General features: G+C 43.7%; 19 protein-coding genes. 6 read left to right on the top strand and 13 right to left on the bottom strand.

The annotated features are described in order from the left end of the window. Nucleotides 1-4 precede the first annotated feature (4 nt). Genes sdhA through sdhC form a run of 3 tightly spaced genes read right to left on the bottom strand, consistent with a single transcriptional unit; the run spans nt 5 to nt 2,494 of the window. Entirely contained in the window at nt 5-1,777 is a 1,773-nt protein-coding gene (sdhA, locus tag JC525_RS10055; RefSeq protein ID WP_198815714.1) for a succinate dehydrogenase flavoprotein subunit, read from the bottom strand. 1 nt (nt 1,778) lies between these two features. Continuing rightward, a complete protein-coding gene (gene sdhD / locus JC525_RS10050) occupies nt 1,779-2,126 on the bottom strand; it encodes a succinate dehydrogenase, hydrophobic membrane anchor protein (RefSeq protein ID WP_105931245.1) in 348 nt (115 codons plus the stop codon). Continuing rightward, complete coding sequence (sdhC, locus tag JC525_RS10045; protein WP_105931244.1) at nt 2,120-2,494, bottom strand: succinate dehydrogenase, cytochrome b556 subunit; 375 nt, start codon at nt 2,492-2,494, stop codon at nt 2,120-2,122. The genes sdhD and sdhC overlap by 7 nt, the downstream gene beginning before the upstream one ends. A 703-nt stretch (nt 2,495-3,197) precedes the next feature. On the opposite strand from sdhC, the gene JC525_RS10040 reads away from it, so the two are divergent. Both JC525_RS10040 and JC525_RS10035 read left to right on the top strand, forming a co-directional pair. Next, a complete protein-coding gene (locus JC525_RS10040) occupies nt 3,198-4,475 on the top strand; it encodes a citrate synthase (RefSeq protein ID WP_198815713.1) in 1,278 nt (425 codons plus the stop codon). Nucleotides 4,476-4,568: 93 nt separating this feature from the next. Then, a complete protein-coding gene (locus JC525_RS10035; protein ID WP_198815712.1) occupies nt 4,569-4,991 on the top strand; it encodes a DUF3429 domain-containing protein in 423 nt (140 codons plus the stop codon). A 270-nt stretch (nt 4,992-5,261) separates the two neighbouring features. Here the strand turns inward: JC525_RS10035 and JC525_RS10030 are convergent, their stop codons facing one another. The 3 genes from JC525_RS10030 to JC525_RS10020 all read right to left on the bottom strand — a co-directional run bounded on the left by JC525_RS10030 (nt 5,262) and on the right by JC525_RS10020 (nt 8,914). Then, entirely contained in the window at nt 5,262-6,722 is a 1,461-nt protein-coding gene (locus JC525_RS10030; protein ID WP_198815711.1) for a phosphomannomutase CpsG, read from the bottom strand. A gap of 329 nt (nt 6,723-7,051) precedes the next feature. Next, nucleotides 7,052-7,915 (bottom strand): pirin family protein, encoded by an 864-nt coding sequence (locus tag JC525_RS10025; RefSeq protein ID WP_198815710.1) that lies wholly within the window; start codon nt 7,913-7,915, stop codon nt 7,052-7,054. A gap of 36 nt (nt 7,916-7,951) precedes the next feature. Next, nucleotides 7,952-8,914, bottom strand: coding sequence for a glutathione S-transferase family protein (locus JC525_RS10020; protein WP_198815709.1), 963 nt, complete (start codon nt 8,912-8,914; stop codon nt 7,952-7,954). A 216-nt stretch (nt 8,915-9,130) separates the two neighbouring features. On the opposite strand from JC525_RS10020, the gene tcdA reads away from it, so the two are divergent. Together tcdA and JC525_RS10010 are read left to right on the top strand one after the other, a co-directional pair. Then, entirely contained in the window at nt 9,131-9,907 is a 777-nt protein-coding gene (tcdA, locus tag JC525_RS10015) for a tRNA cyclic N6-threonylcarbamoyladenosine(37) synthase TcdA (protein ID WP_198815708.1), read from the top strand. A 227-nt stretch (nt 9,908-10,134) separates the two neighbouring features. Beyond that, the gene (locus tag JC525_RS10010) at nt 10,135-10,548 is read left to right on the top strand and encodes a hypothetical protein (RefSeq protein WP_198815707.1); all 414 of its coding nucleotides are present in this window, start codon (nt 10,135-10,137) and stop codon (nt 10,546-10,548) included. Nucleotides 10,549-10,576: 28 nt separating this feature from the next. Here the strand turns inward: JC525_RS10010 and JC525_RS10005 are convergent, their stop codons facing one another. Beyond that, nucleotides 10,577-11,047: a DUF2919 family protein gene (locus JC525_RS10005; protein ID WP_198815706.1), complete on the bottom strand. Its 471-nt coding sequence runs from the start codon at nt 11,045-11,047 to the stop codon at nt 10,577-10,579. Between the two features lie 349 nt (nt 11,048-11,396). Between JC525_RS10005 and rimO the strand changes: the two genes are divergently transcribed. Continuing rightward, the gene (gene rimO, locus JC525_RS10000; protein WP_198815705.1) at nt 11,397-12,842 is read left to right on the top strand and encodes a 30S ribosomal protein S12 methylthiotransferase RimO; all 1,446 of its coding nucleotides are present in this window, start codon (nt 11,397-11,399) and stop codon (nt 12,840-12,842) included. Nucleotides 12,843-12,998: 156 nt separating this feature from the next. Here rimO and JC525_RS09995 read toward each other — a convergent pair whose 3' ends face one another. From JC525_RS09995 to JC525_RS09970, 6 genes are all read right to left on the bottom strand, one after another. Beyond that, nucleotides 12,999-13,658, bottom strand: coding sequence for an SDR family oxidoreductase (locus JC525_RS09995; RefSeq protein WP_198815704.1), 660 nt, complete (start codon nt 13,656-13,658; stop codon nt 12,999-13,001). 126 nt (nt 13,659-13,784) lie between these two features. Then, a complete protein-coding gene (kdsB, locus tag JC525_RS09990) occupies nt 13,785-14,534 on the bottom strand; it encodes a 3-deoxy-manno-octulosonate cytidylyltransferase (protein ID WP_198815703.1) in 750 nt (249 codons plus the stop codon). A 41-nt stretch (nt 14,535-14,575) separates the two neighbouring features. Further along, nucleotides 14,576-14,770 carry a Trm112 family protein gene (locus JC525_RS09985; protein WP_159120339.1) on the bottom strand — a complete coding sequence of 65 codons (195 nt, stop codon included), beginning with the start codon at nt 14,768-14,770 and terminating at the stop codon, nt 14,576-14,578. A gap of 5 nt (nt 14,771-14,775) precedes the next feature. Next, a complete protein-coding gene (gene lpxK / locus JC525_RS09980; RefSeq protein WP_198815702.1) occupies nt 14,776-15,807 on the bottom strand; it encodes a tetraacyldisaccharide 4'-kinase in 1,032 nt (343 codons plus the stop codon). Next, entirely contained in the window at nt 15,804-17,552 is a 1,749-nt protein-coding gene (gene msbA / locus JC525_RS09975; RefSeq protein ID WP_198815701.1) for a lipid A export permease/ATP-binding protein MsbA, read from the bottom strand. Before msbA ends, lpxK begins: the two co-directional genes overlap by 4 nt. A 196-nt stretch (nt 17,553-17,748) precedes the next feature. Then, entirely contained in the window at nt 17,749-20,340 is a 2,592-nt protein-coding gene (locus tag JC525_RS09970) for a DNA internalization-related competence protein ComEC/Rec2 (protein WP_233095110.1), read from the bottom strand. A 108-nt stretch (nt 20,341-20,448) separates the two neighbouring features. On the opposite strand from JC525_RS09970, the gene JC525_RS09965 reads away from it, so the two are divergent. Then, nucleotides 20,449-20,976, top strand: coding sequence for a DUF2062 domain-containing protein (locus JC525_RS09965; protein ID WP_159120342.1), 528 nt, complete (start codon nt 20,449-20,451; stop codon nt 20,974-20,976). Nucleotides 20,977-21,008 lie beyond the last annotated feature (32 nt).

Here is a 21,008-nt window from a genome sequence, read left to right as displayed (position 1 = left end):
TCTATTAATATGAACGCACTTTAGGCGGGAATGCTTCCCTAAGCTTAGGCGCCATATTCACTTCACGTTTAAGCATTTTATCAGTGTTCGGATCGTAGATGCTGTGGCATAACCAGTTATCATCGTCACGGTCCGGGAAGTCGAAGCGGCTGTGAGCACCACGGCTTTCCGTTCTGAAGTTCGCTGCTACTGCTGTGCTGTACGCGGTTTCCATCAGGTTATCAAGCTCTAAACATTCAATACGTTGGGTATTGAAGTCTGCGCTCTTGTCGTCAAGGCGTGCATGCTTAAGACGCTCGCGAATCTCGCCAAGCTCTTTAAGCCCTTCTGCCATTGCTTCACCTTCACGGAATACTGAGAAGTTAAGCTGCATGCATTTCTGCAAGTCTTTCTTAATTTGTACTGGGTCTTCGCCCTTACCTTTCTCTGAATTTTCCCAACGGTTGAAACGCGTCATAGAGGCTTCAAGATCAGACTCAGAAGCATCACGCGTTGGTGCCATTTCAGATAGTGTCTTACCAAGGTGTAAACCGGTCGCACGACCGAATACAACAAGGTCAAGTAGCGAGTTACCGCCAAGGCGGTTAGCGCCGTGTACCGATACACAAGCAATCTCACCACAAGCAAATAAACCATTAACAACCTTGTCGTTACCGTTTTCATCAACCGTTAGACATTGGCCATCAACGTTAGTTGGAATACCACCCATCATATAGTGACAAGTAGGAATTACTGGAATTGGTTCTTTTACTGGGTCAACGTGTGCAAACGTACGGGATAGCTCAAGGATACCAGGTAGACGCGATTCAAGAACGTCTTTACCAAGGTGGTCAAGCTTAAGCTTAATGTGTGTACCCCATGGGCCTTCACACCCACGACCTTCGCGAATCTCTGTCATCATTGAACGAGCAACAACGTCACGACCAGCAAGGTCTTTCGCGTTTGGCGCATAACGTTCCATGAAGCGCTCGCCGTCTTTGTTTAGAAGGTAACCACCTTCACCGCGACAACCTTCAGTAACCAATGTACCTGCGCCAGCTATACCCGTTGGGTGGAACTGCCACATTTCCATATCCTGAACCGCTACACCAGCACGAAGTGCCATACCCACACCGTCACCGGTATTGATGTGTGCGTTTGTCGTTGAGGCGTAGATACGACCCGCACCGCCTGTAGCAAGAACAACTGCGCGAGACTTGAAGTAAACTACTTCACCAGACTCGATATCAATTGCGGTACAACCAACCACGTCGCCGTCTTGGTTTTTTACTAGGTCAAGTGCATACCACTCTGAGAATACTTTTGTTTTGTTCTTTACGTTTTGCTGGTAAAGAAGGTGTAGAAGCGCGTGGCCAGTACGGTCAGCCGCAGCTGCTGTACGAGCGCCCTGCTCACCACCAAAGTTCTTTGACTGGCCGCCAAAAGGACGTTGATAAATTTTGCCATTTTCAAAACGAGAGAATGGTAGACCCATGTTCTCCATTTCGATGATAGCTTCTGGACCAGTCTTACACATATATTCAATCGCGTCTTGGTCGCCGATATAATCAGAACCTTTAACGGTGTCATACATGTGCCATTCCCAGTTATCCTCGTGTGAATTACCAAGTGCTACGGTAATACCACCCTGTGCTGACACAGTGTGAGAACGGGTTGGAAATACTTTAGATAACAGTGCGCATGATTTACCAGATTGTGAAATCTGCAGTGCCGCGCGCATACCTGCTCCGCCAGCACCAATTACTACTGCATCAAACTCGTGAACGGGTAAACTCATTTTACACTCCCCACAGTACGAATAGGCCAACAGCAACATAGCCGAATGCGATGATATTTAGTATATATTGTAGTCCAGCGCGCAGACCTGCTGATTTAACATAGTCTGTAAGCACCTGCCATAGGCCGATGCGCACGTGGATCATCACTGCTACTAGTGCTGCCAATGTGAAAACTTTCATAGCCAGGCCAGAGAATAACCCTCGCCATTCAACAAACGTTAAATTGTCTGTGGTGATAAAAAACCACGCCATGAAAACCGAGTACGCGAAAATTATTGCTGCTGTTGCGCGAAGAGAGACGTAATCTTGTACGCCGTCACGCTTAATGCTTGCTTGGTTGGTTACCATAATGCAACTCCCAATACTACGGTCAATACAACCCAAAGCGCGATTACTGCTTTCGCACTTGTGTTGCCCGACTCTAATTCTTCCCAGTGACCTAAATCCATAACAACGTGTCTTAGGCCGCCTAGAATGTGATACGTCAGCGCTGAGGCTGTGCCAATTGCGACAAATTTTCCAAGGAAACCGTCCATGATTGCTTGTACGTTCGCAAAACCTTCAGACGAATGAACAGAAACTGCCCATGCCCAAATAACAAATAGTAGCGCGAAAAACATTGCAACACCGGTTACACGATGGAGAATTGACGAAATAGCAGAGGGGGGAAATTTAATAGTATTGAGTTCTAAATTTACTGGTCTTTGCTTTTTCACAATGTATGCCTGTTTAATCCGTAAGGGATAATGAATTTCTTACCTTTTTTATGTCCTGAATAAGTAAATTCGATTTTTAACCTGTTAATTGCCTCATCCACTGAGTTGTTAACAATTTGTGAATTATTCTTTAATGCTTGTTACAGAATAAATATTCTGATGTACAAACACCGCTGAGTATATCCAGCGTAGTATATAATTACAATTTTTTGTGCCGTAGTAAGACTTTAGTCGCTATGCCCACAATTATGTTAATTAATTAGTATGAAAAGAGATCAAAATTGGGTGCAACACGGTTAAATGAGCGCAATTACAGTGTTATAAGTTTAACAGTAGCCCTCTAGAATAACTATGTATATCAAGAGCAAATTAAGCACATTTAATCTGAATGCGTATTTATTCAACGTTGAACGGTTACTTTTTAATCTAAGCTGTTAATATATTTGTCGAACAGTGGTTTACCTTTTGCGAAAAGCCATTGATAATTGCACCGTATCGGGCAAGGTGAGTTTCCATTAATTTAATTAATCGTTATCTGATTGCTAGTATTCTTTTAAGCAATTCAGAATATTTATTGTGCAAATATGCAATTAAATTGACTTGTTGGTACATAATAAAGTACAAATACGCCCACTTTTCCCAACGAAGCGGATATTTTCGTCCGTTTTCGCTGCAAACAGAACCATTCTGAGGAGAGCATTTTATGGCAGATCAGAAAGCCATTCTTAAAGCCGGCGGTAAGGAAATCGAACTTCCTATCTTGTCTGGCACCGAAGGACAAGATGTAATCGATGTCCGTACGTTAGGCCAACACGGTTATTTCACGTACGACCCTGGTTTTATGGCGACAGGATCTTGCGAGTCTTCAATTACGTATATTGACGGCGCTCAAGGTGTGTTATTACACCGCGGTTTCCCAATCGAAGAACTTGCGCGTGACGCAGACTACCTAGAAGTTTGTCACATGCTACTTCACGGTGACGCACCGTCTAAAGAACAATACGAAGAGTTTAAAGCGACAATCACACGTCACACCATGGTTCATGAACAAATCAACATGTTCTTCCATGGTTTCCGTAACGATGCGCACCCTATGGCGATGCTATGCGGTACCGTTGGTGCAATGTCTTCTTTCTATCATAGCGACTTAGACGTATCTAACGAAGAGCAACGTGTTCGCAGTGCTCATCGTTTAATTGCTAAGATGCCAACGTTGGTAGCAATGTGCTACAAATATAACGTAGGGCAGCCATTCGTATATCCACGTAATGACTTGAGCTATGCGGCAAACTTCCTAAACATGATGTTTTCTGTTCCAGCAGAAGAATTCCAGATCAGCCCTGCTGTGGAACGTGCAATGGACCGTATTTTTACGCTTCATGCTGATCATGAACAAAATGCCTCGACGTCTACGGTACGTCTTGCGGGTTCGTCAGGCGCTAACCCTTACGCGTGTATTGCGGCAGGCGTTGCGTCACTTTGGGGTCCTGCTCACGGTGGTGCAAACGAAGCATGCCTTAACATGCTAGAAGAGATTGGCACTGTTGACCGTATCCCTGAGTTCATTGCTCGTGCTAAGGATAAGAACGATCCGTTCCGCCTTATGGGCTTCGGTCACCGTGTTTATAAAAACCACGACCCACGTGCTACAGTTATGCGTGAAAGCTGCCACGAAGTATTAAGCGAACTCAACGTGAAAGATCCACTGCTAGAAGTAGCGATGGAACTTGAAAAGATAGCGCTTAGCGACCCTTACTTTGCAGAGAAGAAACTGTTCCCGAACGTAGATTTCTATTCTGGCATAGTTCTCAAAGCAATTGGCATTCCTACTAACATGTTTACATGTATCTTCGCTCTGTCTCGTACAGTAGGCTGGATCTCGCATTGGCATGAAATGATGAGCGACCCTAAGCAAAAAATTGGTCGTCCACGTCAACTTTACACTGGTCACAATCAGCGTAAATACACGCCAATTAAGTAATGTTATATTGAACTAAGCACGACGCTTACGAGTAAAAATAGCGCCTTTATGGCGCTATTTTTGTTTAAACGATTTTATTTACAAGGATCATCAATGCCCTACTCTGCAGTTTTTCTAGGTATTGCAGGCCTTATTCCTTTTGTAGCGATGCCTCTGGCTTATCAACTTAATCTGTTCTCGATAACACAAAGTGCGGTTTACTTTGTTCAATATTCTGCTGTGCTGCTTTCATTTTTTGGCGGCATCCACTGGTGGGACGCAATAAGCAACCAACGTTACGATAAACAAATGTTGATAGCTATGTTACCGACTATTATTGGCTGGCTGTGTTTGGTGTTCTCACACGATGTGAAAGTTTTTGGCGTATTGTCACTTAGCTACGTCGCGGTATTAATCTATGACAAGTTCACTCTCAGTCTGCCTAAAGAACAGGTCGTAAGTTATATTAGTCTGAGAATGGCATTAACAAGCGTCGTAGTTATCTGTCACGCATGGATGATTTATTTGCTTGTATAGGACGGAAAAAATGTTTGTGGTCCTCGTTTATTTTAAACTAGTAGCACAGCGTTGAAGCCACGAATGGTAGTGGTTAAAAATACTTTCAATAAGTGCTTTTATAATGGGATGACGCTTAACAACAGCCAGTTAAGCGTTACGCATAACCATTTAAAGCTATTGAATAATATATTTTTATGAAATGACATAATAAAAAAGGCGATAATATTTCAATACTATCGCCTTGGCTTTTAGCTAACGCTTTGATATTTAAATCATATAATGCAGCGTTTATTCAGCACGAATAAGCGATAACAACTCTTCTGTTTTCTGTTCCATTAGCGCAATGTCGCCTTTACTTTCGACATTTAAACGAATGACTGGCTCAGTGTTCGATTTGCGCAAATTAAAGCGCCAGTTTCCAAATTCTAACCCTAAGCCATCCGTTGTATCTATGACACTAGCCTGAGGTTTATATTTACTCGTTACACGCTCAAGTGCTGCGTCAGCATCTTTAAGTTTACTATTGATTTCACCTGATGATGGAAACGCTTCAATACGCGCTTTAACCATGCTTGCTAGCGTTTGTTTTTTCACGCAAACAAGTTCAGCAATGAGTAGCCAAGGGATCATACCTGAATCACAGTACGCAAAATCTCTAAAATAGTGGTGCGCGCTCATTTCTCCGCCATACACCGCATCTTCTTTGCGCATACGTTCTTTTATAAACGCATGGCCTGTTTTCGATTTAATGGGCGTACCGCCTGCATTGGCTACAATGTCTTCTGTATTCCAGTACACACGTGGGTCGTAAATAATTTTGCTGTCGGTATTTTTCTCAATAAATGCCTCAGCCAGCAAGCCAACAATGTAGTATCCCTCAATAAATTCACCGTCAGCATCGAACAAGAAACAGCGGTCGAAGTCTCCATCCCACGCGATACCAAAATCAGCACCGGACGCTTTAACCGCATCAGCAGTATCGGCACGATTTTCTGGTAGTAATGGGTTAGGAATACCGTTTGGAAATGTACCATCTGCGTTGTGGTGTACTTTTATAAATTCAATGGGTACGCCCTGCGACTTCATTTCTTTCTCGATAGCGTCTAGTGCCGGGCCTGCGGCGCCATTACCAGCGTTCACCACAACTTTGAGCGGCGTAAAATTACTTAAATTCACATAAGACAGCATGTGAGAAACATAGTCAGACATACACGACTTAACCGCGTATTTACCAGTGTTAGAAAGCTTAACTTCGTTTACATGAGCAGTACCGTTAAAGAACGCGTCGGCATCGATTGTTACACCGTTCGTGTAGTGTGCTAGCCGTTCTGACACGTAATCGTCGCCTAACGCTTCCGCTTTCTCTTTTATTGCGTTTAAGCCTGTGTCACCGCTAATAGGAACAGAACCCGCTTTTACCAGCTTCATGCCGTTGTAATTGATGGGGTTGTGGCTTGCTGTTACTTCAATGCCGCCGTCAACACCAAGGTGCTTTGTGGCGAAATAAATTTCTTCGGTTCCTGCCATGCCGATGTCAGTGACTGTTGCACCAGCGTCTATAAGCCCTGCGCTTAACGCTAGTTTTAATGGAGTGGACGTAAGACGCACATCACTGCCAACAACAACTGTTTTCGCATTTAATTCTTGAGCAAAAGCATAGCCAATTCGGTACGCTACCTCTTCGGTTAGCTGTGAGTTAAGTTCGCCACGAATATCGTATGCTTTAAAGCAGGTAATTGGGGTTGCCATTTGGATCAAAATTCCCTGTGTTTTAACTATTTATGATTACTTTAATGCTTTTTACGACCTAAAAGCGCAAAGCGCTCCTTTATTTGCATCGTAAAAAAGAAGAAAACATGTATTTAAACATAATGATATTAAATCATTAGGGGAAGTGAATTACTATTTCAATTTGTGAAAAGGCAGCATTTGCCTACTCACGGGCGTAAACGCGTAAACTTAGCGTATTAACGCATAGTGCACGCGGTTTGAGGTGGCGCATTTATGACCTTTATCTTAAATAATAGGAAAGTGCCTGTTTTAAACCAAGCGGTTCTAAAGTGAAAAAGCTTATGCCCTTACTTTGCCAGTACACCACTTTGATAATCATTAAACGCCTGTACAATTTCTTGCTGAGAGTTCATCACAAAAGGGCCATATTGAACCACAGGTTCGTTGATAGGCTTACCCGATACTACTATAAACTTACATTCCGTATCAGCAGAAACACAGAGCTGCGTTCCCTTCTGTGACAAAACGCCTAGCTCTCCCTGTCTCAGAATAGTTTCGACGCCTTCATCACCTTTATTAATAACTACATCACCTTCGTAAACATAGATAAATGCAGATTCATCTGCACTCATGGCAATTTCAGAGGGGCCGCTTTTCAATGCCACGTCTAAAAAGGTAGGCGATACGGCGGTTGTCTTAACGGGTCCTTGCACCCCTTCAACCGCTCCTGCCAGTACTTTCACGTCTGCATTTTGCATGTGCACAGTAGGAACACTATCTGGCTGTATGTCTTGATAGTTTGGCGCTGACATTTTCTCTATTGCGGGAAGGTTTACCCATAACTGAAAGCCTTGCAATAAACCCTCTTCCTGCTCCGGCATTTCCTCATGAATAATGCCTCTGCCTGCGTTCATCCATTGAATTCCCCCTGCATCAATCACGCCCTCATTACCCACCGAGTCCTTGTGACGCATTTTACCTGCAAGCATATAGGTAACCGTCTGAAACCCTCGATGAGGATGAGGTGGAAAACCCGCTATATACTCACCAGGGTTATCTGAACCAAAAAAATCTAGCATGAGAAATGGATCTAATCGAGGCAGATCGGGTTGGCCGATAATACGTGTGAGTGACACGCCTGCACCGTCGCTGGTTGGCATACCCGTAACGACTTTCTCTATCGTTTTTTGCGCGTTAACTGTGAACGACATAGCTTGTACCTAACTTAAATTCTTACTAAAAAGCCATTACTCGATACTTTCGCGGCCATGGGCCGACATAAGGTCTTGCTCGGGCCCTACCGGGATGACTTGAGTTGGGTTTATCATGGTATGGCTGTAATAATAGTGTCTCTTGATATGATCAAAATTCACCGTATCAGCAACACCCGGCACCTGATAGAGTTCTTTCATATAGCCGAATATATTCGGATAATCTGCAATTTGCTTCTTATTACATTTGAAGTGACCGTGATAAACCGCGTCAAAGCGAATTAGCGTGGTAAATAAACGCCAGTCGGCTTCGGTGATTTGACTGCCAACCAAATAGCGTTGTTTACTCAGTCTTTCTTCAACCATATCTAAAGCATGAAACAAAGCATTCACCGCCTCTTCGTAAGCCTCTTGTGTTGTAGCAAACCCCGCCTTATACACACCATTATTGATGTCGTGATATACCATGTTGTTAATGGTATCGATTTCTTCGCGAAGGGCTTCAGGGTAATAGTCGTCATTATTACCAGTGAGTGAATCAAATCCACTGTTGAAAATGCGAATAATCTCTGACGATTCGTTATTGACGATGGTTTCTGTTTGTTTGTCCCATAAAATGGGAACAGTAACGCGGCTAGTTATTTCGGGTTCGGCTTTAGTGTAAATCTGGTGAGCATAATCAAATCCGTAAAGCTTGTCTTCGGTTGCCCCAGGATAGTCTTTAAACTCCCATCCGTTATCAAGCATTTCAGGGTGAACAACAGAGACATCAATATGCGCTTCCAACCCCTTTAGCTTTCTAAAAATGAGTGCTCTATGCGCCCATGGACAGGCTAAAGATACGTATAGGTGATAACGGCCTGATTCAACAGGGAACAACGCGCCGCTGCTATTGCTAACTTTGTCACGAAATTTAGACGCTTGACGCTCAAATTTACCACCGCTTTTTTTGGTGTCGTACCACTTATCTTGCCATTTTCCGTCTACGAGTAAACCCATTTACCTGCCCCGTTTTCCATCTCATTAAACAATGAGTTAATTAAAACATGTATTGTGTAGAACGTATGTTGCTTAAAATCGGATTTATTATTCGAAAAAACTGGAGTGTATTGATCTTTGGTATTCACTTTTGAGATGATGCGCGCCCTGCTGTGTGTTTACGCGTTTAAGCGCTAACCCACGTCCGTATTGTTTAATTGTTAAGTGAAGTGAAGCATGTCTGATGATCCCCGTTTAGGCGGTATTGTGCGTTTGTACGGCGCACAACAAACCAATAATTTAGCCAATAGCCATGTGGCCGTTGTCGGTATTGGTGGCGTAGGTAGTTGGACTGCCGAAGCGCTGGCACGTTCGGGCGTCGGCACAATCACACTTATTGATTTAGACGATGTCTGCGTTACGAACACAAACCGTCAGATTCACGCGCTTTCAAATACGATAGGCCAACCAAAGGTAGAGGCCATTGCGACGCGTGTAGCGCTGATTAACCCTAATTGCAAAGTAAACTGCGTTGAAGACTTTGTTACGCCTGAAAATACAGCCACACTTTTAACCAAAGAAATGCACGCTGTGGTTGATGCTACCGACAGTATACGTGCTAAAGCCGCGATGATAGCGCACTGTAAGCGCAATAAAATCCCTATTGTTACCGTAGGCGGCGCTGGCGGTCAGATAGACCCCACACAAGTCACTAAAGGCGATTTAGCTAAAACAACGCAAGATCCTCTTGCAGCAAAGCTACGCAGTGAACTGCGTCGAAACTATAATTTCAGTAAAAACCCCAAGCGCCGTTTCGGCGTCGAATGTATTTATTCGACAGAACAGTTGCGCTATCCACAGCCTGATGGCTCTGTTTGCTATAATAAATCAGCAATGGAGGGGGGCACACGTCTCGACTGCGCAGGTGGATTTGGCGCGGTAGTCACTGTAACAGCTACCTTTGGGATGTTCGCTGCTGCTAGCGTAATAAATAGATTAACTGGACAAAAATAGACATCGGCCGATAAGTTACGCACAATAGTGTAAGAACTGTAACGTGCTGACGTAATGAGCTTTTAATAAAAGTGATTAACTCGTAAAACCCAGGAGAATGACTTTTATCTTAGCGATAAGTGTAAAAATCTTGTTGAAAACGCTGAAAGCTAGCAAACGTCGCAGGTTTTAATAATTAAAATATTGGTATGTATGCCAATGCCATTCTCGGTGAGAAGGAGAACAAGATGTCACCTGATGAACTCGATAAATTAATGTCAGATTGTGCAAAAGACGCAGTAGTAACCGCAGCCGATGAGTTCAATATTGTACTGGACAAAACCCCCGAGAGTATTGCGCTAGTTGATGACGTTTTGCTTAGCTTTGTAGATAAATATCATGATTTAGCATTAGAAGATGAGGCAGTATTTACTATCTGCAATATATTTGGTGCATACATAGGTGAAATTCTAAAAGCGAAATTAGACGGAGAATGGATATACGACCAGTCGAATCCTCAAGCACCGACCGTGTTTTTAAAAGTTGGGGACAACACCTACGCTTTCGCTGGTATTTGCTATGAACGTCTGGTTAACGACAGTCAAGTAAGCGTTTTTGCATACTACGAGAAAGCTTTAGCGAATCACAAGTTCAGTCACTAAAAGCTAACATCGCCACTAAAAAGCGCCTTTATGGGTTAGGCGCTTCCCAATCTTCTATCATCCACCTCAGATGGCGGCTTTTGGAAATAGCGTAGAGCGCTACGCCATAAAAAACAATTTTTACGCCGGTAATGACTTCAAACCCCCAGTGGTGATGCATGGCATAGTAGAGCTGTACATTAAGCAGTAGCAGCACGCCTAATTGTGCGAGCGGTATTATCAGACGGCGCCAGCCTATATACCCCTTTTTCCACAACCTATCTCTTTGGCTAACCAAAACCAGTGCCAGAAGGACTGGCAAGCTAGCTGCTAGCCCCAGGCCTAAGCTTTCTTTTTGCGGATAGAAAAACGTGAGCAACCCACTGGTTTGTGTTCGAGAAGCCAGAGAAAAAATAAACGCTAGCCAGTCAATGCACAACAGAATAAACACAGCGTATAACCAACGAGGAGGCAGTATCCGACCTGACTCGTCGTAACATGAAAGTGGGAGTTTCAGCATGTGCTCACTTTTGTCATCATTATTGTTAAACACAGAACCATACCGTTCTCGCGAATTTGGATTTACCGACCTAAGTCTTCAAAGTGGGGATGACTTCATTTTTTTAAACACGTTAATCTTTCAAATACGTACGTTAACCTTAGTCATTACCCCTTAGATGCTCTTTTTCAAAGAAAGTATTGCTTCACCACATAATATAGCGAGTGTAATGTGCCAATTTAATATTGCTGGCTCGCTATCAATAGTAAACTAGCAACGATTTGTCGCTTAAAACTACTGCGTATTAACGCGAGTTACTGTATAATCCGCGGCCATTTTAGACACAGTCATTTGCCAGGTGATATTTTAGATGACAGTAGAAACGTTTGATCCGAACAAAGTAGTAAACAAAACCACAACGCTTGAGACGCCCGTTAAAGTGCTTAGTGAAAACAAGCCTTCAGACCAACGTGTTGGCAGCAGAATTGGTTTTGTTAGCTTAGGTTGCCCTAAGAACTTGGTTGATTCTGAGCGTATTCTTACTCAACTTCGAACCGAAGGGTATGACGTTGTTCCCACCTATAACGACGCCGACTTAGTTATCGTTAATACCTGCGGATTTATCGATGCGGCCGTTGAAGAGTCGTTAGACACCATCGGAGAAGCACTTAAAGAAAATGGCAAAGTGATTGTAACCGGGTGTCTAGGGGTTAAAGAGGATGAAATCCGAGAGCTTCATCCAAACGTGCTGGCAATCACAGGCCCCCATGCTTATGAAACGGTCGTTGAGCAAGTACATGATCACTTGCCGAAGCCTCAGCATGATCCTTTCGCAGATTTGATACCCGATCACGGTGTAAAATTAACCCCTCGTCATTACGCTTACTTGAAAATATCAGAGGGCTGTAATCACCGCTGTACCTTCTGCATCATTCCTTCAATGCGGGGCGACCTTGTTAGCCGCCCTGTCGGCAACGTGTTAGATGAAGCCAAACGCTTAAAAGATGCTGGCGTCAAAGAGCTTCTGGTTATCTCTCAAGACACCAGTGCTTACGGGGTGGACGTTAAACACAGAACGGGTTTTTGGAATGGCATGCCGGTTAAAGCGCATATGCAGCAGCTATGCGAAAAGTTAGGTGAAATGGGAATTTGGGTTCGTCTTCACTACGTTTACCCTTATCCTCATGTCGACGACCTTATTCCACTGATGAATGAAGGTAAAATCCTTCCTTATTTAGATATTCCATTCCAGCACGCAAACAAGCGCATTCTGAAGCTCATGAAGCGCCCTGGTAGTGCTGAACGCGTGCTGGAGCGTGTTAAGAAGTGGCGTGAACAGTGCCCTTCTCTGGTAATTCGTTCAACATTCATAGTAGGTTTTCCAGGGGAAACTGAGGAAGAATTTGAAGAGTTGTTAGACTTCTTGCGTGAAGCTCAACTTGATCGCGTTGGCGCTTTTGCTTACTCACCTGTGGAAGGCGCTCGCGCAAATGAATTGCCAGACCCTGTACCAGAAGAGGTGAAACAAGCTCGTCTTGCTCGCTTTATGGAAGTACAAGGCGAAATAAGCGCTGCTAGATTACAAGCGAGAATTGGAAATGAGTATCAAGTCGTCATCGACAGTGTTGATGCGGAAGGCGCCGTTGGTCGAACCTACGCTGATGCACCTGAAGTAGATGGTTTAGTTCATCTCAACGGCGTTTACGATGTAAAACCTGGCGACCGAGTGTGGGCTGAAGTCATCCACGCTAACGAACACGATGTGTGGGCCGTACTTTCTGAAGACCAAGACGAAGACGGCGATACTGCAGAATAAACTATAAAGCCAGGTTTACGCATACTTCATAAATGCGCTACTGAGCTCTTGTTGCTTTACTTGGCAATAAAAAACCCTATCGATTACTATTAATCGATAGGGTTTTTCGCGTTTAGGGCTGAGCAAACCGTTAGTTAACAGTGATTTTAAGCCAATTTACCAAGGTAATTCTTCACCATTTGAATGAATAAAGCGGCCAGAGTTGTCTACAGTAAGCTCATCAATACGACTAGCCAAACGCTCTGCACACGTATCAGCGTCGATGTCGCCCGCTCCGTTAACCATTTCGGTTTGCACAAATCCTGGGTGGAAAATGCCAACTGCAATTCCCTTCGCCCTAAGATCGTTTGCCATCGATACACCAGCGGCATTTAACGCGGCCTTTGACATGCGATAGCCATAATACCCACCCGAGCCGTTATCAGACATAGAGCCCATTCGACTTGTGATCAACGCTATCTTTGCATCCTCTGCCAATGCTGGTAATAGCGTTTGAGATACTAATAACGGTCCCATCGCGTTAACGCGAAACTGATAATCAATCGTATTAGGGTCCCAATCATCAATGCTCTCGCGACCAAGCACCCCCGCATTATTGATAAGCAAATCAATTTTTACGTCCATCACGGGCGCCAGTTTTTCTGCCAGTGTCTCTGGCTGTGCTACATCTACACCACTGACAATGTTTACGCCGGCACTGTTTAACTCGTCGCAACTATTACGGCACGTCGCATAAACTTTCGCGCCTCTTGCTTTATATTGCTTGGTTAGCGCAAGGCCAATACCTCGGTTACCACCTGTAATAACTACATTCATAACGAATCCCTTGTTATTTTTTATGTGCTTAAATCAGTCTTATAATTTTAAAAAATAAACGTGTGAATAAGCCAATTACACCCAATTGGCGAAGACTAGACGAAACGAATCAACACGTATACTTCGCTATTTTATAGTCTTTAAAAGACGTTCTAGATCTTCAGGCGTATCAATTCCAACAGGCGGTGGCGCTGACGCAACCTCGCAGTGGATTTTATCGCCGTACCAAAGTGCGCGAAGCTGCTCTAATGACTCAATTTGTTCAAGGGCGCTTGGCGCGTATGAAACGTACTGTTTAATGTAATTGGCACGATAAGCGTAAATACCGATATGACGGTTATAAAGCGCTGTATTAGCAGAGGTAGGGTTAGCCATCATATAATCCCGCTCAAACGGTATCGGCGAGCGTGAAAAATAAATCGACTCTCCTTTTTGATTAACCACCACCTTTACAATATTGGGGTTAAATACATCTTCAACACTCGCGATAGGCGTCGACAATGTAGCCATTTGACATTGCGGCGCATTCGCTAAGTTAGTGGCAACCTGATTAATATTTTCGGCAGGAATAAAGGGTTCATCTCCTTGAACATTCACCACAATTGTGTCGCTAGAAATTCCCTCTTTGTCTACGACCTCTGCGATACGCTCAGTCCCCGACTGATGGTTTACTGAAGTCATGCACACGTGAGCAAAACCAAGGACTACGTTTTTAATCCGTTCATCATCTGTAGCTACAATGATATTATCAGCACCCGCTTCTGTGGCACGTTCAACCACGTGCTGTATCATGGGCTTTCCACCGATAAGTGCTAATGGCTTGCCAGGAAAACGACTTGAACCATATCGAGCGGGGATCACAACTGTAAATGACATATATTTCTTTCGCCCTTACTGTCTAATAGTTAAACGGGTTATCAGCGCGTTGCGTCTACTTCGTCTAGCGACAGTGATATTGCCTTGCTTTCTATTAACACTGGGATGCCGTCTTTGATTTCATAGGCTAACCTATCAAACCGACACACTAACTGCGTGTTATCTTCGTTAAGTACGAGTTTTCCTTTACATACTGGGCAAGCCAATACTTCTAAAAGCTTTTTATCGAACGCCATTGTTGTTATTCCTGTCCGTTCTGGTGAATATTTAAACCTGCGTTTGCAAGTTTCACGTTTATTAAATTAAAAAAATCCGGGGCTAAATGCGCACTAACAGGCAAAAACCAACAGTCATTATGTGCGAATGGTGCGGCTTTTACTGCATCCTTTTCTGTCATTAGCACCCTTCCATCTGGAATATCAGACGACGAGATAGCCTGATGATCGGCTAAAGGATAAGTGACCGATAAGTCAATTCCCATTTCTCTTAGCTGACTGAAAAAGCGCTGAGGAGAACCAATACCTGCGATTGCACTACAGGGAAGCTTTCTAATTTCTTCTACCGTTGTCGTTTTCATCCTATTTGAAACTGATGTGAAGTCTCCAGGAACCAACGTCATAAGAAATTGTGGCGATACTGCGCTGTCAAATGTTGGCATAGAGCGGCTGTTATGAACAAGAGCATCTACGGTACCCAGTCTCCATTGGCCTTCTCGGAGTGGTCCCATTGGAAGCAAATATCCGCTACCTACCTTTCTATCATCCATGACGACAATTTCAACATCTCGATGAAGCGCATAATGCTGCAATCCATCATCGCAAATTATCAGTTCACACTCTAATTCATTCGTTAAGTAGGCAGCTCCCCTCGCCCGCACGGGATCAATGACTACATCACATTGACTTCGAATTGCCAGCAGTCTGGGTTCATCGCCCACTTCAGACGCGTTGTCATCACCTTTCACTAATCTTGGGTATACGGGTGAATCAGCGCCGTAACCGCGACTTAAAATACCTACTTTTAGGCCTCGCGCTTGATAGTAAGTCGCTAGAGCTAAAACCACAGGGGTTTTGCCGTTACCGCCAACAGATATATTGCCTACCACGATCACGGGTACGTCAGCCTTGAATGCTTTCTTGATACCTATTTTAAAAAGCAGTCGTCGAATGGCAGAGGCGAAATAAAATAGTAAAGCGAGCGGCGCAAAAAGCCAAACAAACCCGTGACCAGAGTACCACTTATCGTGAAGAGTGGCGTTTTGCCTTTGGCTCACTTTGTCTCACCAAACTGCAATGCATGTAATTGCGCATAATGGCCGCCTTTTTCAAGCAACGCATCGTGTTTACCCTTTTCAATAATCTCACCTTGTTCTACCACCATAATGCAATCTGCATTTTCAATTGTAGACAAACGGTGTGCTACTACGATGCTGGTACATCGTTTTTGCAATGTTTCTAAAGCGTCTTGGATTAAACGTTCCGATTCCGTATCAAGCGCTGATGTTGCTTCATCTAAGATAAGAATAGGCGCATCTGCAAGTATGGCGCGAGCAATCGCTATGCGCTGACGTTGACCGCCCGAGAGCATAAGGCCATTTTCACCAATAACAGTATCTAAACCATCAGGAAGATTTGCCAGGAATTCCTCTACATGCGCAATTTTAGCTGCATTTTCTATCTCTTTCCGCGAAACATTCTGTCGAGCGCCATAAGCTATATTGTTAGCGATAGAGTCATTAAACAGAGTGACGTTTTGAGATACCACTGCAAACTGAGCACGCAGGTCTTTCAAATCGATGTCGTTAAGCCCAACATCATCTAGCCGAATTTGCCCTTTTTGCGGAACATAAAAACGCGTCAGCAAAGAAGATATTGTAGATTTCCCGCTTCCTGAACGCCCTACCAGTGCAATGGACTGCCCGGGGTTGGCCGTGAAGCTGACATTAGTTAATGCTGGCGTCTGCTTTCCTGGGTAGTAAAACGTAACGTCATCAAACTCTATTTTGCCCGCAGCACGCTTGATTTTGGTTTCACCTTTATCTTCTTCATCAGCTTCATCGAGGATTTCGAAAATACTCGCACACGCAGCCATTCCCTTTTGAAATTGATTATTAATAGTGGTCAATTGTTTAAGAGGCTTAAGCAGCATAACCATACAGAAAACGACATTAATAAAAACACCAGCGGTAAGTTTTTCTAACATGCCTGGTGTACTGGCAATGAACAAAACAACGGCGAGCGCTATGGATGCAATAACTTGGATAGATGACACACTTAAAATAGACGTGACGTTCAGCTTCATTGACTGCTGGCGATTATGGTTGTTTTTCTGTTTAAAGCGCTCTTGCTCTATTTCCTGACCGCCAAACATGATCACAACTTTATGACCTTTTACCGCCTGCTCTACCGAAGAGGTAAGGTTGCCCATAGATTGCTGAATATTTTTGCTAACAACGCGGAAACGTTTACTAACGATAGACACGATAATCGCAACCACCGGACCAATAAGAAGAAAGATTAGCGATAGTTGCCACGAGTAATAAAACATGACGCAAAGAAGGCCAATTACCAGCGCTCCCTCTCTCACTAACGTCAGCAGCGCTTTACCAGAAGCGTTAGCCACTTGCTCGGTATCGTACGTAACCTTACTTATTAAGCCACCAACAGCATGATGATCGTGAAAAGAAACCGGTAAATGAATATATTTTTCAAATAATTGTTGGCGCATACGCATCACAACTTGTGCACCAATCCAGCTCAGCGTATAGCTGCCTAGAAAATTAAACACACCACGCAGCAAAAACAGCGGTACAATTGCGAAGGCCGCTAAACGAAGGTAGTCGTGATCGTTTTTCCCAAGAGATTCGTCAATCATCGGCTGAAGCTGAGAGAATACAAACGTATCTACCGCGGAATAGCCAATCATACCAATAATGGCAAATACAAAAGGAACTTTGTACGCTTTTAAATACTGTAAAAAGCGTTTAATTTGATAATCCGAGTTGTCGGTTTGCTGCATGTAGTTATTTTAACCTGTCTGAAACGTTGGCAAAAACGCGTTAAAACTATTGTACTCGTTCTCGCTTTAATTCACTAATATAGCGATAAAATTGATTAGTCTGTCGACGACTTGAGTAATGTGTGGTCAATTATCACTCTTGTAAAGGTTATACCCCAGTTTCGCCGCGCGGTATGGAGTTACTGTTGAAATAGACTTAAAGATGTCGAGGAGACCTGCCCTTTAAATACCATCGTTTTTTCAAATCACCACGCAACGTCTTTACGTGAAAAGTTCCTTTCTCAAGGGTCACAAGAGTATAGCCTTCTGAGCTTGTAAAGTACTGCTGTACGTTGTGCTGCTTATAGCGCTCTACAACATTTAACGCAGGGAATTTCCACCGGTTTTCATACCCTTGAGTATAAATTACCGCTTTCGGCGATACATGTTTAATGAAAATATCGGTAGACGAGGTATTGCTGCCGTGGTGTGGCGCAATCAATATATCGGCATTAAGCGCTGACGTTCCTTTCGCGAACTCTTTAGTGACTAAAGCGTATTCACTTTCTTTTTCGATATCTCCCGGTATGAGCACGCTGCCAGATGGATCAGAAATCCCGACTACACAAGACATTGCGTTATTATCTTGATCATTGCCTTTTAGTGGCCACAAAAAACTGATGGTTAACCCTTGCCAGTCAAAGTGCGTATCTCTCTCGCAACCGAGCGTTGGAGAATAAAACTTAGCATTCTTTGCAATAGGATGGACCATTAACGCACGCAGACCGCCCGCATGATCATTGTCACTATGAGTATGAATAACATGGTCTACTTGTTTCACTTTCACGCTTTTAAGAAGGGGTAACAGGTATTGCGTAGCCGTTATTGCATTACCTCCATATTGCGCGCCCGAGTCGATAATAATGGCACTATCACCTTTTGTAACAGTGATGGCACTTGCCTGCCCTGCATCAAGCACATGCAGCGCCCAAACCTCATCATTAGGTGGTAGCCATTGAATTAAGGATGTAGCCAAAGGCAGCGAAAGTAAAAATAGGCAAAAGCGCTTAAATCGCCAGTAGGGTAAACAGAAAAGAATGATAGCGGCTAAAAAGCAAAGTGCACTTGATGTGTCTACAAATAGGTTGAGGGCACTCAGATCCAGTTCACTCAAAAAAACCAAAAGTGAGAGCAAATAGCCAAACACGTGGTCACTATATTTCAATATTTCTATAGCAAATTGGCCAATACCAACCGTACTAAAGTAAAAGCTAATAAGTAGCGACATCAGACAAATTGGCAACAATAGCGTTACAAGAGGCAGTGCAAACAAATTCGCAATGAGTGAAATAACGCTCACATTGCCAAACCAAATAGTGGTCAGCGGCATCATGATAACTGTCAGCGCTATTTGAAGCTTTGCTATCGCGAAATACCAGGGTTCTCGATGTATGCTAAGGGTGTTTACAAAGAACCAGATGCAAATTACCGCACCAATACTTAAGTAAAAGCTCGCATTTAACATAGAGAAGGGAAAGAGCACTAAGCATAGCGCTAACATGGCCAATCCAATATTAACTGACCTCCACGCCACTTTGAATATTGAGAGCAAGCAACCCAATGTGAGCAAAAGTAACGCGCGCACTACAGGAAGTGCCATGCCACTTAGTAACGCATAGAAGTAACATACGATAATAACAGAAACTAACACCCATACTCTTAAGCCTGCATTTTTACAAGTAAACACCCCATTAAAATGCAGCCTTTGATAGGCGGAAAAACACGCTATATGAGGAAAAGGGTAACGTTTAAGTGAACGAAGCACATGAATTACGTGCCCGATGACAAAGATGAAGGGAATAAACACAAAGAAGCACACCCCAGCTACTATCGACAGATGCATACCTGAGATACTAAACAAATGTCCCGTTCCAGTGCGTTGCAATAGGGTCCAGTCTTGTTGTGTAAAGTGCGTTTTATTGCCGAGCAATAATGCACTCCACCATGAGTGATGTACTAGATTCAAGCTTGACAGCCAATCGGCCAGCGCGTTGCGCATACTGTGGTTGTGGAGAGTACTCTCAGCATGTAACGTTTTAACGTAACCCGTTGCGTAGATAAACTGACTCACTAAGTGTTGCTGACGGCTGAATCCCACGGGGTTCGCAGTGCCATAAGCAGGCTTGAGTTTAACTACCGCAGTAAAAACATCGCCATCATGCAAGCAGGCGGCCTTTGTTTTCAGGGGTACGGTTTCAATGTCACCATGCTCATCAAACGTTCCTGAATTGCCGACGACTTCACTATTAGTGAAGCTATATTGAGTGTGGCTGAGCCTAGCCTTGAACTTAAAACTGATAAACAACAGCGCGTTAAAAATAGGCGTTTTTATAAATCCATCGGTGCTTTGACCATCTATGGTTCGAATAACCACAACATAGTGATGGGGAGTATGGTCATTTAAAAATCTATGCGATACGCACCCGCCGGCGATGACCTGACCCACTATTGTGACATCTTGTTGAATTTTATCGTGAGGAAGTTGCCAAGCGTAGTAAAAATGCCCTAAACTCGCCACCCATAGAACACCTATTAGCAGACCGCTGATTGCCCAACATAGCAGGACTTCTGCTACTGCTTGCTTAGCAGCGTGTATGTAGTTCCGATAGAGCAGTATAATTGAGCTGGTTACTACGAGTAAGGCAAGCATTACCGCCATGCTTTGTGTAGAGGGAAGTTCTCGCCAGAAAACTGCACTTATTGCGCCAGCGCAAAAACAGCTTAGCCAAATTGTGATACGATTGACCATGTTTTTACGTAGGAACGTTTAGTTATCGGATGTGGTTTAAGTAAAAACACGTAGTATTGGTCCATGTTCTGCCATTTTTGATTTTTTTTTCGAGATGCATTGATATTTATGCCTAAGAAATTTATTCGACGTTTTTTGCCAAGCCATCAAAGCATCAAGCAAAACAAAGCTTTAAAAATATTCGGAAGCGTCCTACACGAGCCTAATTTATGGCACCTAAACCGCCGTTCAGCAGCTGGCGCCTTTGGTATTGGGCTTTTTTTTGCTTTTTGGCCGGTGCCTTTTCAGATGTGGCTTTCTGCTGGTTTAGCCATTCCTTTTCGAGTGAATTTACCGCTTTCCGTAGCAACCGTATGGGTAACTAATCCCTTCACTATTCCTCCCATATTTTACGGCGCTTACAAAGTGGGGACTACTGTACTCGGGACCAAACCTGAGCACTTTGAATTCCAGTTCAGCTGGCATTGGGTAGTGGAAAGTATTAATACCATAGGGCCGGCATTTTTAGTGGGCTGTGGTATTTGCTCGGTGGTGTTTGGCTTGGCGGGGTATTTTTCGTTAAATTGGGTTTGGCGCTTTCAAGTTAAAAAGGCGTGGGAAAGACGTCGTCAATTACGTAGTCAGCAAGCTAATTAAACCAATACCTTACTGAAATATTGTTGAGCCTT

It is taken from the genome of Alteromonas sp. IB21 (assembly GCF_016405965.1).
Classification (GTDB): Bacteria; Pseudomonadota; Gammaproteobacteria; order Enterobacterales; family Alteromonadaceae; genus Alteromonas.
The sequence above is the reverse complement of the archived record's forward strand: the minus strand, read 5'-3'. Positions and strand labels throughout refer to the sequence as shown.

Coding starts and splice junctions, on each gene's coding strand:
- sdhD (WP_105931245.1), bottom strand. CDS start 2,126: ATGGTAACCAACCAAGCAAGCATTAAGCGTGACGGCGTACAAGATTAC.
- JC525_RS09985 (WP_159120339.1), bottom strand. CDS start 14,770: ATGGCGTTCGATAAAAAGCTTTTAGAAGTATTGGCTTGCCCAGTATGT.
- JC525_RS10030 (WP_198815711.1), bottom strand. CDS start 6,722: ATGGCAACCCCAATTACCTGCTTTAAAGCATACGATATTCGTGGCGAA.
- msbA (WP_198815701.1), bottom strand. CDS start 17,552: ATGCAGCAAACCGACAACTCGGATTATCAAATTAAACGCTTTTTACAG.
- JC525_RS10035 (WP_198815712.1), top strand. CDS start 4,569: ATGCCCTACTCTGCAGTTTTTCTAGGTATTGCAGGCCTTATTCCTTTT.
- JC525_RS10005 (WP_198815706.1), bottom strand. CDS start 11,047: ATGCTGAAACTCCCACTTTCATGTTACGACGAGTCAGGTCGGATACTG.
- JC525_RS10010 (WP_198815707.1), top strand. CDS start 10,135: ATGTCACCTGATGAACTCGATAAATTAATGTCAGATTGTGCAAAAGAC.
- JC525_RS09995 (WP_198815704.1), bottom strand. CDS start 13,658: ATGAATGTAGTTATTACAGGTGGTAACCGAGGTATTGGCCTTGCGCTA.
- sdhA (WP_198815714.1), bottom strand. CDS start 1,777: ATGAGTTTACCCGTTCACGAGTTTGATGCAGTAGTAATTGGTGCTGGC.
- JC525_RS10020 (WP_198815709.1), bottom strand. CDS start 8,914: ATGGGTTTACTCGTAGACGGAAAATGGCAAGATAAGTGGTACGACACC.
- JC525_RS09970 (WP_233095110.1), bottom strand. CDS start 20,340: ATGGTCAATCGTATCACAATTTGGCTAAGCTGTTTTTGCGCTGGCGCA.
- kdsB (WP_198815703.1), bottom strand. CDS start 14,534: ATGTCATTTACAGTTGTGATCCCCGCTCGATATGGTTCAAGTCGTTTT.
- rimO (WP_198815705.1), top strand. CDS start 11,397: ATGACAGTAGAAACGTTTGATCCGAACAAAGTAGTAAACAAAACCACA.
- JC525_RS10025 (WP_198815710.1), bottom strand. CDS start 7,915: ATGTCGTTCACAGTTAACGCGCAAAAAACGATAGAGAAAGTCGTTACG.
- JC525_RS10040 (WP_198815713.1), top strand. CDS start 3,198: ATGGCAGATCAGAAAGCCATTCTTAAAGCCGGCGGTAAGGAAATCGAA.
- JC525_RS09965 (WP_159120342.1), top strand. CDS start 20,449: ATGCCTAAGAAATTTATTCGACGTTTTTTGCCAAGCCATCAAAGCATC.
- tcdA (WP_198815708.1), top strand. CDS start 9,131: ATGTCTGATGATCCCCGTTTAGGCGGTATTGTGCGTTTGTACGGCGCA.